At 67.2% G+C, this 15,568-nt stretch carries 12 protein-coding genes; 7 read left to right on the forward strand and 5 right to left on the reverse strand.

The genetic code is table 11. From position 1 onward, the window contains the following. Positions 1-10: 10 nt before the first annotated feature. Entirely contained in the window at positions 11-370 is a 360-nt protein-coding gene (locus JQ566_RS08330) for a hypothetical protein (RefSeq protein ID WP_212371776.1), read from the forward strand. A 13-nt stretch (positions 371-383) separates the two neighbouring features. Here JQ566_RS08330 and JQ566_RS08335 read toward each other — a convergent pair whose 3' ends face one another. Together JQ566_RS08335 and JQ566_RS08340 are read right to left on the reverse strand one after the other, a co-directional pair. Next, the gene (locus JQ566_RS08335) at positions 384-734 is read right to left on the reverse strand and encodes an ADP-ribosylation/crystallin J1 (RefSeq protein WP_212372128.1); all 351 of its coding nucleotides are present in this window, start codon (positions 732-734) and stop codon (positions 384-386) included. Between the two features lie 516 nt (positions 735-1,250). After that, entirely contained in the window at positions 1,251-2,579 is a 1,329-nt protein-coding gene (locus JQ566_RS08340) for a hypothetical protein (RefSeq protein ID WP_212371777.1), read from the reverse strand. Between the two features lie 75 nt (positions 2,580-2,654). Here JQ566_RS08340 and JQ566_RS08345 point away from each other — a divergent pair, with 75 nt between their 5' ends. Further along, on the forward strand, positions 2,655-3,857 hold the full coding sequence (locus JQ566_RS08345) for an MFS transporter (RefSeq protein WP_212371778.1): 1,203 nt from the start codon (positions 2,655-2,657) through the stop codon (positions 3,855-3,857). Here the strand turns inward: JQ566_RS08345 and dgcA are convergent. After that, positions 3,827-4,822 (reverse strand): N-acetyl-D-Glu racemase DgcA, encoded by a 996-nt coding sequence (dgcA, locus tag JQ566_RS08350; RefSeq protein WP_212371779.1) that lies wholly within the window; start codon positions 4,820-4,822, stop codon positions 3,827-3,829. The genes JQ566_RS08345 and dgcA overlap by 31 nt on opposite strands. A gap of 134 nt (positions 4,823-4,956) precedes the next feature. Between dgcA and JQ566_RS08355 the strand changes: the two genes are divergently transcribed. From JQ566_RS08355 to JQ566_RS08365, 3 genes are read left to right on the forward strand one after another with little or no spacing between them, the layout of a single operon-like run. Continuing rightward, the gene (locus JQ566_RS08355) at positions 4,957-6,090 is read left to right on the forward strand and encodes an MlaE family ABC transporter permease (RefSeq protein ID WP_212371780.1); all 1,134 of its coding nucleotides are present in this window, start codon (positions 4,957-4,959) and stop codon (positions 6,088-6,090) included. Between the two features lie 2 nt (positions 6,091-6,092). Next, positions 6,093-6,863 carry an ABC transporter ATP-binding protein gene (locus JQ566_RS08360; protein WP_162500203.1) on the forward strand — a complete coding sequence of 257 codons (771 nt, stop codon included), beginning with the start codon at positions 6,093-6,095 and terminating at the stop codon, positions 6,861-6,863. 39 nt (positions 6,864-6,902) lie between these two features. Further along, positions 6,903-7,775 (forward strand): MlaD family protein, encoded by an 873-nt coding sequence (locus tag JQ566_RS08365; protein WP_212371781.1) that lies wholly within the window; start codon positions 6,903-6,905, stop codon positions 7,773-7,775. Between the two features lie 240 nt (positions 7,776-8,015). On the opposite strand, the gene JQ566_RS08370 is transcribed toward JQ566_RS08365, so the two are convergent. Beyond that, positions 8,016-13,664: an apolipoprotein A-IV repeat region-like domain-containing protein gene (locus tag JQ566_RS08370; protein WP_212371782.1), complete on the reverse strand. Its 5,649-nt coding sequence runs from the start codon at positions 13,662-13,664 to the stop codon at positions 8,016-8,018. Positions 13,665-14,060: 396 nt separating this feature from the next. Between JQ566_RS08370 and JQ566_RS08375 the strand changes: the two genes are divergently transcribed. Both JQ566_RS08375 and JQ566_RS08380 read left to right on the forward strand, forming a co-directional pair. Then, entirely contained in the window at positions 14,061-14,432 is a 372-nt protein-coding gene (locus tag JQ566_RS08375) for an Hpt domain-containing protein (protein WP_212371783.1), read from the forward strand. Positions 14,433-14,597: 165 nt separating this feature from the next. Beyond that, a complete protein-coding gene (locus JQ566_RS08380; protein ID WP_074121684.1) occupies positions 14,598-14,918 on the forward strand; it encodes a 2Fe-2S iron-sulfur cluster-binding protein in 321 nt (106 codons plus the stop codon). A gap of 41 nt (positions 14,919-14,959) precedes the next feature. On the opposite strand, the gene JQ566_RS08385 is transcribed toward JQ566_RS08380, so the two are convergent. Further along, entirely contained in the window at positions 14,960-15,427 is a 468-nt protein-coding gene (locus tag JQ566_RS08385) for an acyl-CoA thioesterase (RefSeq protein ID WP_212371784.1), read from the reverse strand. Positions 15,428-15,568 lie beyond the last annotated feature (141 nt).

Here is a 15,568-nt window from a genome sequence, read left to right on the forward strand (position 1 = left end):
TGGTCGATCCATGTCTCGCCTTATGTGTCTATTCGTTGCTGTCATCGTGTCGCTGCTGCCTGCCGTCGCGCCCGCCGAGCCCGTGCAAAAGCGTCCCAGGCCGGTCTGGAAGGGCTACGGATTCCTGCCGGGCTATCGTCAGCCGCTGAGCAACAGCATTCCGCTCTACAAGCAGAAGGACGCCATGCGGCGCCTGTCGCGCGCCGACCGGCGCCATTGGTACATCGACCCGGTTCCGCAATATTACCGCTGGGATGGCGAGTGGCACTATTTCGGTCGCCCCGGCTTCAACGGCGGCCGCTACAACGGCGGCAGCTTCGGCCCGTGCTGGACACGCACGCCGATCGGGGCGGTGTGGAATTGCGGGTGATCGCGCGCTGCGGCTAGGGGAAACTGCGGACGACCTCGATCAAGCCGACGATTGCGGCATTGAACGCATCGAGGTCCTCGGCCGGAATCCAGTACTCCAGGTGTGAGCGCCCGCCGGCTTCCTGCACGTCGTATTTTTCGATGAAGCTGCGCTTGACTGCAAAGCGTGTCACGAAACCCGAGCCGCTTGCTGGGACATTCCAGTCGCGCGCGATCTTGACGGCGTAGTCTTCCGTCAGCACCGGATAGAAGATCGGCTGGTCCGGCAGGCGCGGCGGAAATGCGCGCATGCCGGATTGCTCGATCAACTCCAGCTCTTTTGGGCCGACGGGACGCCAGAGGGTGAGGGTGTGTTCGGTGGGCATGGCCGCGATGATCGAGATCTTCTGGCCTCTACATACACCGATGCGGTCCTCCACTCCATCACCGTCACCCCCGCGCAACGGCGGAGCCGTTGTCGCTGGAGGTGCTCGCCTCTTCGGCGAGCCTCGAAGGGCGACGGCCCGGCTGCATCGCGGCCGTTCATCCTTCGAGGCTCCCCGCACGATGCTGCGCATCGTGCGCCTCGCGCCTCCAGCGACAACGGCTTCGCCGTTGCGCGGGGATGACGGAGTTGATAGGTCCGTCATTGCGAGCGCAGCGAAGCAATCCAGAATCTTTCCGCGGCGGCCGTCTGGATTGCTTCGCTGCGCTCGCAATGACGATGTGGCGAGAGCGTGCGCCTCGACGCTCACCTCGTGCCCCGGACGCAGCGCAGCGTCTCTTCGACGGTGCGCTGCTGAGCCGGGGCCCACATTGCCGAAGAGTTCGTCGCCTCTGGGTCCCGGCTCTGCGCGGCATCGCTTGCGCGTTGCAGCTTGTCCGGGACACGGTGCTCGGCTTTACGAGAAGAACGCGATCTTCTCGGCCTGGGTCATGCGGCGGATCGGGGCGAGCGGGTCGTTCGCCGGTGCGCGGGGGTTTCGCAGGATGCCGCTGGCGAGGATGGTGGCGCCGAGCGAGGGCTCGGGCAAGGGCGCGGACAGGGGCGAGGGCATCGGCAGCGTCGCGGTCGGCGCTGCCGCGAATGATGCTGCGGCCGCCATGGCCGGGGCCTGCTGCTCCATCACTTCGGCGGCGGCTTCCGCAATGGCGTCGGTGAGGCGCGCGAGCGAGTCCAGCGCGATCGGTGCGTCCGCGGCGGGCTCCTCGGCGACGGCTGCGACGACCGGCTCGGCTGCGATCGGCTCCGGCAGCGCGGCGGCAACCGGCGTTGCGATCTCCGAGGCCATCGGTTCCGGCGTTGGCGCGGCCATCTCGACCGGCTCGATGATCTCGTCGAAATCAGGATCGGGCGCGGCCATCTCCAGCGCGATCGCATCGAGGATGGCTTCGTCCTCCGCTTCCGCAGCGGCGTCGAGCGCGACCGCGTCGCTTGCCTCAGTCGAGGCAGCCGCGTCAGTGGCCGGCTCTTCAAACGAGACGCCTTCGAGCTCGGCATCATCAGGCACGACATTGTCGAGCGCGGCGTTTGCGGCGGAGATCCGGCTTTCGGCTGCGATCTCCTGCGGCGTCTCCGTAAAGGCCACGGGCGCTTCGCTGGCCATCGCCGCAGGCGCCGTCTCGACAGGCGAGGCTTCTGCGACGGATGACGACGCCTCCTGCGCCGGGGCCGGCGCGGCCTGCGGCGTTGCGCCGCCGTCCAGCTGCTCGACCCGATCCTTCAGCAGATCGAACGCAGCCTCGAGCTCGACGCGAGGGTCGAGGGTCGAGATATGTCCGCAGGCGGCCTCGATCGAGGCGAGCTGCGAATCAATGAGGTCGCAGATTCGCCCGTCGGCGCCGATCTCGCGCCAGCGCCAGGAGATCTCCTTGATGATGCGCACCCCGCGCGGGATCGGCGCGAGGCTGGCCTCGATCGCCGCGGGATCGAACGCCGCGATCGCGATCGTCTCGGCCTCGCGGATGGCGCGGCGGATCTCGACCAGCGCCTCGGGCAGGCGGTCCTCGACGACGGGTTGCCGCTGTGCCGCAAGGGTTTCCTCGATTCTGGCGACTGCATCCAGCACCATGCTCGTGTCGGCATTGCGGTTGCGCTTGGCGTATTCGCCGAGGAACCAGCGGCCGCGCGCGGTCTCCATGAAGGCTTCGCGGATCGCGTCGTAATCCTGCTCGTTCGGCTCGGCCGCGCGGGCAGACATGGGCGAGAGGGCGAATGCTTCGTTGGCCATGACAATCTCGTCGCGCAAATCAGTGCGCGTTACTGTAACGATCACCACGATATCGACCGAATCGCAATTGGTTTGATGCAGTCCGAATCACAAATCCCCATCGCGGCAGCGCAGAAGCGGCGATTCGCCGTGAACCTCGCTGTGTTCTATTCGGCCTTCTTCGCGGTTCTGGGCACGCATATGCCGTTCTTCCCGGTGTGGCTGAAGGCGATCGGCGTGGACGCGGCCTGGATCGGCCTCATCAACGCGCTGCCGGCGATCGCGCGCTTCACCACGCTGCCGCAGGTCACGGCCTTTGCCGAAAAGAGACATGCCATTCGCGCCGGCATCATGGTGTCGGTGCTGGCGACGGCGATCGGATTTTCGGCCGTCGGCCTGCTGCAGCAGCAGCCGCCGCTAGCGCTGTTCCTGGTCTACGCGCTGACTTGCATGATATGGACGCCGACGATGCCGCTGACCGACGCCTATGCGCTGCGTGGCGTTGCCCGCTACGGGCTCGACTACGGACCGTTGCGGCTGTGGGGCTCGGCCGCGTTTGCGGCCGGCTCGCTCGCCTGCGGCTATCTCGTCGACGTCATCGCACCGCGCGACCTGATCTGGGTCATCGTGGCGTGGGCCGTCGTTGCGGTTCTCGCCAGCCTGCTGCTTCAGCCGCTCGACGATCTCGGGCGGAGGACGCCGGAGCGGCATGCCGGCAAGGCGCTGCTGCGCGATGCCGGCTTCTGGGCCGTGATCGCATCGGCGGCGTTGATCCAGAGCAGCCACATTGCCTTCTACACCTTCTCGGCCATCAACTGGCAGCTCCATGGCATCAGCGGGCTGACCATTGCGGCGCTGTGGACGCTGGGTGTGATGGCCGAGATCGTGGTGTTCGCGCTGTCACCGCGCTTCTCGCTGCATCCGTCCACGCTGATGGCGATCGGGGGCTCGAGCGCCGTGCTGCGCTGGATCGTCACCGCCAGCGAGCCGCCGCTCGCGCTGCTCGCGATCGCCCAGCTCGGCCACGGCTTCAGCTTCGGCATGACCATCCTCGGCACCATGAATCTCCTGGTGCAGCGTGTGCCCTCGCATCAGATCGCGCGCGGGCAGGGCTATTATGCCGCCTGCACAGGGTTGCTCGGCGCGGCGACCTCGATCGCATCAGGCGCGATCTATGCCCGCATCGGTGATGGTGTCTATTACGTCATGGCCGCGATGGCCGCTGCCGGTGCGATCCTGATCTGGTCGGCGCGGCATCGCCTTACGGCTCAGCCCCAGAGCGAAGCGTCCGGCGGATAGACCAGGCTGCCGTCATAACGCAGGCCGTGGTCGCGGTCGCGCGCCAGCAGCAACGGCCCGTCGAGATCGACGAAGCGCGCCTGCGGCGTCACCAGCATCGCAGGCGCCATCGAGAGCGAGGTCGCGACCATGCAGCCGATCATGATCTCGAAGCCGAGCGCTTGGGCGGCATCGGCCATGGCAAGGGCCTCGGTGAGGCCGCCGGTCTTGTCGAGCTTGATGTTCACGGCATCGTAGCGTTCGCGCAAGGGCGCGAGCGAGGAGCGGTCGTGCACGCTCTCGTCGGCGCAGACCGCGAGCGGGCGCCTGATCCGCGCCAGCGCCTCGTCCTTGCCTGCCGGCAGCGGCTGCTCCACCAGGGTGACGCCGGCTGCGGCGCAGGCGGCGAGATTGTGCTCCAGATTGGCCTCGGTCCAGGCCTCGTTGGCATCGACGATCAGCTCGGATTCGGGGGCGGCCTTGCGCACCGCCGCGATCCGCATTGCATCGCCGTCGCCGCCGAGCTTGATCTTGAGCAGCGGCCGGTGCGCGGCCTTGGCGGTCGCCGCGGCCATGGCCTCGGGCGTCCCTAACGAAATCGTGTAGGCCGTGGTGCGCTCGCCCGGGACCGGGCGGTCCAGCAGGTTCCAGGCCCGCAGGCCGGCCGCCTTGGCCTCCAGGTCGATCAGGGCACAATCCAGGGCGTTGCGGGCCGCACCGGGCGGCATGGCGGCCTGGAGGGCCTGCCGCGTCATCCCGCCCGCCACGGCCTCCTGCATGGCCTGGATGGCGGCCAGCGTCGCCTCGGGCGTCTCGCCGTAGCGGGGATAGGGCACGCACTCGCCGCGGCCGGTCAGGTCGTCCCGGCTGACCTCCGCCACGACCGTCACGGCCTCGGTCTTGGCCCCCCGGCTGATGGTAAAGCTGCCGGCGATCGGGAAGCGCTCGATTCGCGCCGCCAGAGACACAAGTTTGCTGGAAGTCATTTTGAACTCTGGCGAAATCTGAACCTGCTAGTTACCTCTAGCAACTAACATTAACCACTTGGGGATACCTTCTCTGGGTAAGGGCGCGTGCGCAACCATCTGATTTTCTCCGCCCCGGCACGGGAGCGGACATCTTGAATAGCGATCCGAAGCTGGAGCGGATTGCGAAGGGCAACGCGCTGGCACTCTGCGCCACCGGGACCTGGACCGCGAGCTTTGCGCCGGTCCTGGAGCGGATGGTGGCTGACGCCGAGAAGCTCGCCGGCAGTCCGCAAAGCATCTTCATCGACGTCTCCGAGGTCGCCAAGCTCGATACGTTCGGCGCCTGGCTGATCGAGCGGCTGCGCCGCAGCCTGACCAAAGGACCCGTCGAGGCGCAGATCGCGGGGCTATCGGCCAATTATTCCAGCCTGGTCGACGAGGTGCGGCGGGTCAGGGCGACGGCCGTGGTCGACAGCAGCCCGATCACCATCACCGGCATGCTGGAGCAGATCGGCCGGGCCGTGGCCGGCGTCGCCGGCACGGTGGCAGGCCTCGTCGACATGCTCGGCGCCGTGCTCGCGGCGGGTTTTCGCGTCCTGATCCATCCGCGCTCGTTCCGCCTGACCTCGACCGTCCACCACATGGAGCAGGTCTGCTGGCGCGCGGTGCCGATCATCGTGCTGATCACCTTCCTGATCGGCTGCATCATCGCGCAACAGGGTATTTTCCATTTCCGCCGCTTCGGCGCCGACATCTTCGTCGTCGACATGCTCGGCGTGCTGGTGCTGCGCGAGATCGGCGTGCTCTTGGTCGCGATCATGGTCGCGGGCCGCTCCGGCAGCGCCTACACCGCCGAGCTAGGCTCGATGAAGATGCGCGAGGAGATCGACGCGCTGCGCACCATGGGCTTCGATCCGATCGAGGTCCTGGTGCTGCCGCGCATGATGGCGCTGGTGCTGGCGCTGCCGATCCTGGCTTTCCTCGGCGCGATGGCCGCGCTCTATGGCGGCGGTCTGGTTGCCTGGCTCTATGGCGGGGTCCAGCCGGAGGCCTTCCTGCTGCGCCTGCGCGACGCCATCTCGATCGACCATTTCATCGTCGGCATCGTCAAGGCGCCGGTGATGGCCGCCGTGATCGGCATCGTCGCCTGCGTCGAGGGGCTCGCCGTGCAGGGCAGCGCGGAATCGCTGGGTCAGCACACCACGGCGTCGGTGGTGAAGGGCATCTTCTTCGTCATCGTCATGGACGGCGTGTTCGCCATCTTCTTCGCCTCGATCGGGATGTGACGATGGCTGGCGAGATTCAAAATCCCATCATCCGCGTCCGCGACATCACCGTGCAGTTCGGCGCGACGCGCGTGCTCGATGGCCTCAACCTCGACGTCAAGCGCGGTGAGATTTTGGGATTTGTCGGCCCCTCGGGCGCAGGCAAGTCCGTTTTGACGCGCACCATCATCGGTCTGGTGCCGAAGGTCGCAGGCTCCATTGAAGTGTTCGGCGTCGACCTCGATTCCTCCAGCACGTCGCAGCGCCGCAACGTCGAGCGGCGCTGGGGCGTGCTGTTCCAGCAGGGCGCGCTGTTCTCCTCGCTCACCGTGCGGCAGAACATCCAGTTTCCGATGCGCGAATATTTGCGCGTCTCGCAGCGGCTGATGGACGAGATCACCATGGCCAAGCTCACCATGGTGGGCCTCAAGCCCGAGGTCGCCGAGCGTTTCCCGTCCGAGCTGTCCGGCGGCATGATCAAGCGCGTGGCGCTGGCGCGCGCGCTGTCGCTCGATCCCGACCTCGTCTTCCTGGACGAGCCGACCTCGGGCCTCGATCCGATCGGCGCCGGCGACTTCGACGAGCTGGTCCGGACGCTCCAGCGCACTTTGGGGCTGACGGTTTTCATGGTAACCCACGATCTCGACAGCCTTTACACCGCGTGTGACCGCATCGCCGTTTTAGGGAACGGTAAGATCATTGCGGCAGGGTCGATCGCCGACATGCAGGCCTCGCAGCATCCCTGGCTGAGGCAGTATTTCCATGGCAAGCGCGCCCGCGCGGTCATGGGTTAAGTGGCTGGGTTGAGAGCTGGGTTGTAGCCGGAGCACCTGATGGAAACGCGGGCGAATTACGTATTGATCGGCTCGTTCACGCTGGCGGTGATCGCCGCCGCGATCGGCTTCGTGCTGTGGTTTCAGTCGCTGCACACCACCAAGCAGCGCAGCCCCCTGCGCGTCGTGTTCGAGGGTCCGGCGGCGGGCCTGCGCAACGGCGGCAGCGTCAATTTCAACGGTATCAGGGTGGGCGAGGTGGTTTCGGTGAAGCTGGACAACCCGCGGCGGGTTGTCGCACTCGCCATGATCGAGAACAATGCCCCGATCCGCAAGGACACCCTGGTCGGCCTCGAATTCCAGGGCCTCACGGGCGTCGCCGCCATCTCGCTCAAGGGCGGCGACGAGGCCGCGCCGGCGCCGCCGCTCGACCAGGACGGCATCCCGACGCTCACGGCCGACCCCAACAAGCTCCAGGACGTCACCGAGGCGATCCGCGCCACGCTGCAGAACGTCAACAAGATCGTCGCCGACAATCAGGAATCGGTGAAGAACTCGCTGAAGAACCTCGAGGCCTTCACCAATTCGCTGGCGCGCAACTCCGAGAAGATCGACGGCGTGATGGCCAAGGTCGACGGCGTCATGCTCAAGGCCGACAGCCTCATGCTCGGCCTCAACACGCTGGCCGGCGGCAAGGACGGCGGCGAGCTGTTCCAGGCGGTGAAGTCGATCCGCGAGCTGGCCGAGGATTTCGACAAGCGCTCCGGCGCGTTGATGGCCGACGGCCGCCGCACCCTCGGCGACATCAGCCGCGCCGTGAACAATTTCGACCGCAACCCGACCCGCGTGCTGTTCGGCGCCAGCAACTCATCGCAGCCCGCCCCGCCGCCCGAGCCGCCGAAGCCGGCATCCGCCCCGAGCGGCAGGCGGTAGGAGCCACCACGTTTCCTTCATTGTCGCGCCAGGTCTCGTGTCCCGGACGCGCTGCAACGCTCTTCGCGTTGCTGCGCAGAGCCGGGACCCAGGGGCCGCGTGCTCCGTGGATGCATGGGCCCCGGCTCTGCAGCGCACCGCCGAAGGGGCGCTGCGCTGCGTCCGGGGCACGAGCAAAACAAAAACGGAGCCCGCAAGGGCTCCGTCTTCATTCGCTATTCGCCATTGGCGAGCTTCCGCTTACCCCAGCCGGCCCGCCGCATGCGCGAGCAGGGTGTAGACCAGCCCCGTCTCCGAGGTCAGGTGGCCGCGCAGCTCCTGCGGGCCGCGGCCGTCGCGGGCGACTTCGTCGAGCAGGCGCTCGAACTCGGCGACGTAGCGGTCGACCGTGCTCTTGAAGTTGCGGTCGGCGCGGTACTTGCGGGCGACCTCGTCAAAGGCCTTCTGGCCGGCGGGTGTGTAGAGGCGCTTGGTGAAGGCCTTGTTCTCGCCGCGCTGGTAGCGGTCCCACATCTCGGCGGCGAGGTTGCGGTCCATCAGCCGGCCGATGTCGAGCGACAGCGATTCCAGCGGATTGCTGCTCGCCTGCGGGGCCTGCGGCTGCGGCGCGGGTGCCGGGCGGCCACGGGGAGCCTCACGGCCGGCCGGAGCGCCCTGGTTGGCATCGGTGCGGTTGAGCAGGTCCGACAGCCAGCCGTCACGGCCCTGGTCGTTGCTGGAAGGCGCAACCGGCGGCGCCTCGGTGCGGCGCGAGGGAGCCGGCATGCCGAGGTCCGGCGGCGGCAGCGTCGAGGCGCTGCCGGTGTCGCGCATGCGGGTCTCGGTCGCCCGGCCGCCGACAGCCGCCATCATCGGCTCTTCCTGACGCTGGACGGCGACGGAAGCGCGGCCCGCCGTGGTGACATCGAGCCCGCGGCCATGCTGGGCCACGATGCGGTTGAGCTCGGCGAGGGCCTCGATCTGGTCGACGATCACCTTGCGCATCTGCGCCGTGCTCTCGGCGGCCTCCTGCGGCATCTCGAGCACGCCGCGGCGCAGCTCGTTGCGGGTGGCTTCGAGCTCGTTGTGCATCTCGAACGCCATCTGCTTCATGCTGGAGACGAGGTTGGTGAACTTCTCGGTCGACTGCTTGAACATCGCATCCGCTTCGTCCGTGGTCTGGCGGTAGATGTCGTGCATCGCCTCGATGGTCTGGCGGTGCTCCTCCTCGGACGCCGCACGCACCACCTCGAACTGGCGGGTGATCGCGGCCGAGCCTGCGCCGGCGGTCTCGGCGACGACGCGGGCGATGTCGCGGGCGCGCTCTTCGGCGGCCGCCAGTGATTCATCGAGCAGGCCAGTGAAGCGCGACAGCCGCTGATCGAGATCGGCCGTGCGCAGGTCGATCGTGGTGACGAGCGATTCCAGCGCCTGCTTGCGTTCGGCGAGCGAGGCGGTGGTGTTCTTGTTGCTCTGCTCGACGACCTGCGCGGCCTCGACCAGCGCCTTGCCGTGCTTGTCGAACTGGGTCGACAGCTCGCCGAGATCCTGGAGCGCCTTCGTGGTCTTGCTGTTGAAGACGTTGAGCTGCTCTTCCAGGTTCTGCGTCGCAGCGCCGTTGCGCGAGGTGACGTCGTTCATCGCCGAGACGAAGTCGGCGACGCGGGTCACCAGCGCCCGCTCGAGCGAGTTGAGGTTGTCGTGCGCGCCGGTCAGCACCTCCTGGAGCAGGATGTTGCCTTCGCGCAGGCGCTCGAACAGGGCGACCGTGTCGGTGCGCAGGATCTTGCTGGTCTCCTGCATCTCGGTGACGGCCGCGATCGAGACCTGGCGCGACTGGTCGATCGCGGAACGCGAGGCCTGCTCGAGGTCCTTGAGCGACTTGCCGACCGCGCTTGTGGCGATCTCGCTCGCCGCGTTGATGGTGCGGGCGACTTCCGAGCCGTTGCCCATCATGGTCTGCGAGAAGGCCTGGCCGCGCGTCTCGATCGACTTCAGCGCGTCGGAGGTGACGCGGTCGATGTCGAGCGTGAGCTGGCTGGTCTTGGAGCCGATCGCGTCGACCAGCGCGCCGCGCTTGGCGTCGATCATGTTCGACAGACGGTCGGCCTGCTGCTGCACATAGGTGACGATCTCGTCGGTCTTGCCGGTCATGGCCTGGCCGAAGCTGGAGCTGGCGGCGAGCACCGAGCGCTCGACGTCGGCCGAGCTCGACTTGACCCGCGAGCTCGCCTCGTTGGAGGCGGAGATCAGCGCGTTCTGGGCGTTGAGCGCGCTGGTCTGGATGTCGTTGGTCGCGTTGGCGGTGGCCGCGCTCAGCGTACGCTCGATCTCGGTCGAGATCGTGCGGATCTGGCTCGCGGCGTCGGCCGAGGTCGAGGTCAGCGAGATCTGCGCCTCACGCGCGCTGTTGAGGATGGTCGAGGCGGTGTCGGCGCCGACCGCGGTCAGCGTGCGCTCGATGTCGGTGGTCAGCGACTTGATCTGGCCCGCCGCATCGGTCGAGGCGGAGATCAGCGAGCCCTGGGCCTCGCGAACGCCGCTGGTGAGCGCCTCGATGGTGGCGCCGCCGGCGGTTGCCAGAGCGCGCTGCATTTCGGCCGCGAGCGAACGGACCTGGCCGGTCTGTTCGGCCGAGACCGCGAGCAGGGTGCTCTGGGCGTCGCGGGCGCTGGTGGTGATCGTCTCGGCGGTCGACTGGCCGACCTGCGAGAGCGAACGATGCACCTCGGCCGCGAGCGACTTGACCTGGCTCGCCGCATCCGAGGACGCCGTGACCAGCGTGCTCTGGGCCTCGCGGGCGCCGCTCATGATGGTCTCGGCCGTCGAGGTGCCCGCCATCGTGAGCGAGCGCTGCACGTCCGAGGACAGCGCCTTGATCTGGTTGGCGGTCTCGGTCGAGGCCGCGATCAGCGCGCTCTGCGCATCGCGGGCGCCGGCGGTGATCGATTCCGCCGTGGTGGTGCCGGCCAGCGACAGCGACCGCTGCACGTCGGCGGTGAGCGCCTTGACCTGGCTCGCCGCATCCGAGGACGCGGTGACGAGGGTGGTCTGCACCTCGCGGGCGCCGGCCAGGATCGAGGCTGCGGTGGCGGAGCCTGCCGCCGACAGCGTGCGTTCGACGTCGGCCGCGAGCCCCTTGATCTGGTTGGAGGCCTCGCCCGATGCCGCAACCAGCGTCGACTGCGCTTCGCGGGCGCTGGTCAGGATCGAGTTCGCCGAACCGGTGCCGACCGCAGTCAGCGCCTGCTCGACCTCGGCCGAGGTCATCTTGAGCTGGGCGTTGACGTCGGAGGAGACCGTCAGCAGCGACTGCTGCGCGGTGCGCGCGCCGGTCTGGATCGTCTCGCTGGTGTTGACGACGAGGTTGGTGAGCGAGCGCTCGGCGTCCTCGACATGCGAGCGGATCGCGGTCGAGATCATCTCGGCGCGGGACATCATGTCCTCGCTGGCCTGGCGTCCGCTGCTCTCGATGCGGCCGGCGACGGCCTCGACGCGCGAGCCGAGCAGGTCCTCGAACTGCGCCACGCGCACGTCGATGTCGCTGGCGACCGAGCCGACCTTGGTCTCGATGGCCTGCTGGATCTCCTGGAAGCGCGCCGTGACCGTGTCGGTCAGATGCGTGCTGCGGCCGTCGATGATCTCGGTGACGCCGGTGATGCGGCGATCGACCGCCTCGATCGCCTGCGCGGTGCCGTCCGTGAGCGTCGAGCTCAGCAGCGTGAGGCGGGTGTCGATCGACTGCACGGCCTGCGAGGCGCCGTTGGTCACGGCGGTGGTCAGGTAGGTGAGGCGGGAGTCGATGGATTCGAGCGCCTGCGACGCGCCGCCGGTGAGCGTCGTCGTGAGGTGCGTCAGCCGCGTGTCGATCGACTGGATGGTCTGCGATGCGCCATCGGTCAGCGAGGTCGTGAGGTGGGTGAGGCGGGAGTCGATCGACTGGATCGCCTGCGCGGCACCGTCGGTCAGCGAGGTCGCCAGCGTGTCGATGCGTCCGTCGATGGTTTCGGTCATGGACTTCGCGCGGGTGTCGAACGACTGTTCGAGTGCGGCGACGCGGCCGACGAGCTGCTCGTCGAAGGTCCTGATGTGGCCGTCGATCGTGCCGTCGAGGCTGGCGATCTTACCGTTCAGCGAGGCATCGAGATGATTGACGCGTTCGCCGATCGTGGTCTCGAATTGCACGAGGCGCTGGTCGAGCACCGCCGTGATCTTGCCGCCGTTCGCCGTGAAGCGGGTGTCGAAATTGTCGACATAGGTCTTCAGCGTCTCGGCGATGTCCTCCGTGCGCTGGCCCATGCGCTCGACGATCTCGCCGCCGAAGGTCTTCACGGTGCGGTCGAACTCGGAGATGTGGCGCGTGATCAGCGCGCCCAGCGTACCGGAGTCGCGGGCGAACTTCTCGACCAGCTCGGTGCCCTGGTTCCTCACCAGCTCGTCGAAGGCGCTCATCTGCAGCGACAGCGAATCGTGTGCGGTCTCGGTCTGGCTGACGACCTTGGCGACCAGCGTGTTGACGGTGGCGTCGAGCGCCTCGCTCGCCTTGTCGCCGCTCGTCATGATCTGGCCGGCGAGGCGGTTGCCGGCGTCGTCGATCTTGGCGGAGATGTCGTTGGAGCGCAGCTCGAGCTCGAGCAGCAGCGAGTCCGACGAGTTCTTCAGGGAATCGTGCACCTGCTCGGTGCGCTCGGAGATGCCGTCGACGATCGCGGCGGAACGCTGCTCGAACTCGCCGGTGATGCGGTCGATGCGTTCGTTCAACATCTCGTGGACGCGGTCGGCGAGATCGACGAACTCGTCGTGGACGTGGCCGGTCTTGAAGTTGAGGCTGGTGGTCAGCCGCTCGCTGGCGTCGAGCACGGCGCGCGTGGTCTCGTTGCTGGCTTCCTCGAGGCGGTCGAGCAGGTCGCCGCCGCGCTCGCCGAGCGCCAGGATCATGTTGTCGCCGGCATTGCTCAGGGCACTGGTGATGTGGGCGCCGCGCTCTTCGAGCGCGCCGGTGATGGACTTGGCAACCTCGTCGACGCGGGAGGCGATCGCGTCCGAGATCAGCGCGATGTCGTGGCGCAGGTCGATCTGCACGCCGGAGATGGCGCTGCGGACCTGCTCGGCCTGGCCGACCAGATTGTCGCGCTGATGCGCGATGTCCTGGAGCAGGGCGCGGATGCGCACCTCGTTGTCGGAATAGGCGCGTTCGAGCGCCGCGACCTCGTTGGCGACCAGCGTCTCGAGCTCGCCGGCGCGCGCAATCGCCCGCTCGATGCCGTCGCCCATCGCCGCGACCTCGCGGCGGATGGCCTGGCCGACGGTGACCATGGAATCGGAGGCCGAGCCTTCCGGCTCGGAGAAGCGGATCGCGACCTGCGCCATCGCCTGCGCGATCATGCGCATTTCCTGGCCGCGCCAGACGAGGCTGGCGAGGAAGTAGAACAGCATGATCGGTGCGAAGAACATCGCGACGAGACCGGCGATGACGAGCACGCCGCCGCTCTGGCCCATGGCGGCCTGGATCGAGGGCAGGAAGCCGACGGTCAGCGCGGCGCAGGCGGCGAGCCAGATGCCGGCGAAGATGGTGGCGAAGGTGTAGACGCTGCGGGCAGGGCGGCCCTTCTGAAGCGCCTGGAGCAGCTGGCCGATGGTCTCGCGGTCGTCATTGGCGGCGCGGCGCGAGGTGCGCGGCTCCTCGACCGGGTCGAACACGGTCGCCCGCTCATTGGCGGCCGGTCGCGGCTCGAAGCTCGGCTCGTCGAAGATCGGGGGCGCGGGCGGCGGCACCGGGGGTGCCGTTTCGTTGCGCATCGCCGCATTGCGGCTGGTATCCGCAGCGGTGTCGCTGATGTTCAGTGCTTCCTGGATCGCAGAAAGCGCAACTTCTGTGGGGTCTTTGACCTTTTTCGGAGTGTTCGCCATGTTCAGTCCGAGCCCTCGTTACTTGTACGCGTCCCCCCGCGAGCCCTGCGCGCGGCGCAAGCCCACAGACCGGATCATGCCGCTTGCGCGGATCTCCCAGCCGTCCCCACCCGGACGGCTTGTCCGCCAATTTCCGCAACATCCTATTGGCAGAGCGTCGCGAATGAAATGCCCGCGATTAAGACAATCTTAATCATCGTTAACAGGATCGCGGCGTAACGCCTTAGCAATAAATGCAATTCTCCACCGAACCCGGCCGATTAAGGCAACTTTTCGTCAATAAACGGGCGGATGTACGTCAAACAGCCCAAACATTTCGTTAACCATTTTCATGCTTGGGTAAGGGGAACCTGACCGCCGGACCGGCGGCCGCCGTGCGATGCCGGGGCCTGCGCCATGACGCCTGAACTGCAACGGATGGACTGGATGCCTTCGCCCCCGCTTGCACCCTACAGCCCGCTCGACCTCGATCACCTCTCCCGGATGACGCTCGGCGACACCGAGCTGGAACAGCAAGTGCTGGCGATGTTCGCCGAGCAGGCGGTCCGCCTGCTGGCGGCGATGGCTGCGATGCCGGCCGAGACCGGCGCGCTCGCGCACAAGCTCAAGGGTTCGGCGCGAGGGATCGGCGCCTTTGCGGTGGCCGATGCCGCCGCCAGCCTGGAGACCGCGATCCGGACCGGCCATGGCCGGCCCCATGCCTTCGCCGCGCTGAAAGAGGCGGTGACCGAGGCCCGCGCCGCCATCGAGGCGATCCTGAAGCCGTAAGCCGATACGGTCGGAGCCGGGCTCTAGTCTTTTGTTTTGACGCGTTTTCTTCCCGCAAAGCGGGATTCACTTCGCATCAAAACGCTATGGCGCCGGGCTGACCGACCCGTTATAGGACAGCCCGGACCCTCCTTCATTCCCAGCACTGCGGCAGCACGAGCACATATGGCCAAGATTCACTTTGTCGACCACAAGGGCGAAACCCGCACGGTGGAAATCGAGAACGGCGCAACCGTGATGGAAGCCGCGATCCGCAACAGCGTTCCCGGCATCGAGGCCGAATGCGGCGGCGCCTGCGCCTGCGCGACCTGCCATGTCTATGTCGACGAAGCCTGGCGCGAGAAGGTCGGCAGCCCGACGCCGATGGAAGAGGACATGCTCGACTTCGGCTTCGACGTGCGCCCGAATTCGCGCCTGTCTTGCCAGATCAAGGTTTCCGACGAGCTCGACGGTCTCGTCGTGGCAACGCCGGAACGCCAGGCCTGATCGCCAAGCCTGATTGCCAAGCCTGATCGTCTCTAGATACGCTAGATGCCCGGCGGCACGACCTCAATGCCGCGCTTGTGCCAGCGTCTGAGCTTCTCGATCACCTCTGCGGTCAGCGGCGCGGGTCGCCGCGTCGCCTCATCGAGCAAGACGCCGACCGACGTCGCCGACGCGACGCACTTTCCTTGCGAGAACACGACCTGCTCGAAGGTCACCGACGTTCGTCCGAGCTTCACCACGCCGAGGCCGAGCTCGATCGTGTTCGGCCAATGCAGCTCGGCGCGGAAATGGATGTCGAGCCGCACCATGATCCAGGCGAGTCCCGGCGGCGTCAGGCCGTATTCCGGAAGCTTCATCAGCGTGACGCGGCCGGTCTCGAAATAAGTCGCGTAGACAGCATTGTTGACGTGCTGGTTGGGATCGAGATCGCCGAAGCGGACATTGTCGCTGAGGCGGTAGGGATAGTCTTCCAGGCGCGGCGTCGTATCGAGGCGGCTTGGTGCGTTCACCGATTGATCTCCGTCATGTCGCATCCCGTTACAGCCCAGTTATTCTGACCCGGCAAGTGGGGGCGGCCGCGGGGGCGATCCCGCTTTTATGCCTTCCCTGTTCCATCCCCGTTGGCTAGACAGGCAGGGTCACCTCTGCCC

This window comes from Bradyrhizobium sp. SZCCT0231 (genome assembly GCF_018130245.1).
Lineage (GTDB): Bacteria > Pseudomonadota > Alphaproteobacteria > Rhizobiales > Xanthobacteraceae > Bradyrhizobium > Bradyrhizobium japonicum_F.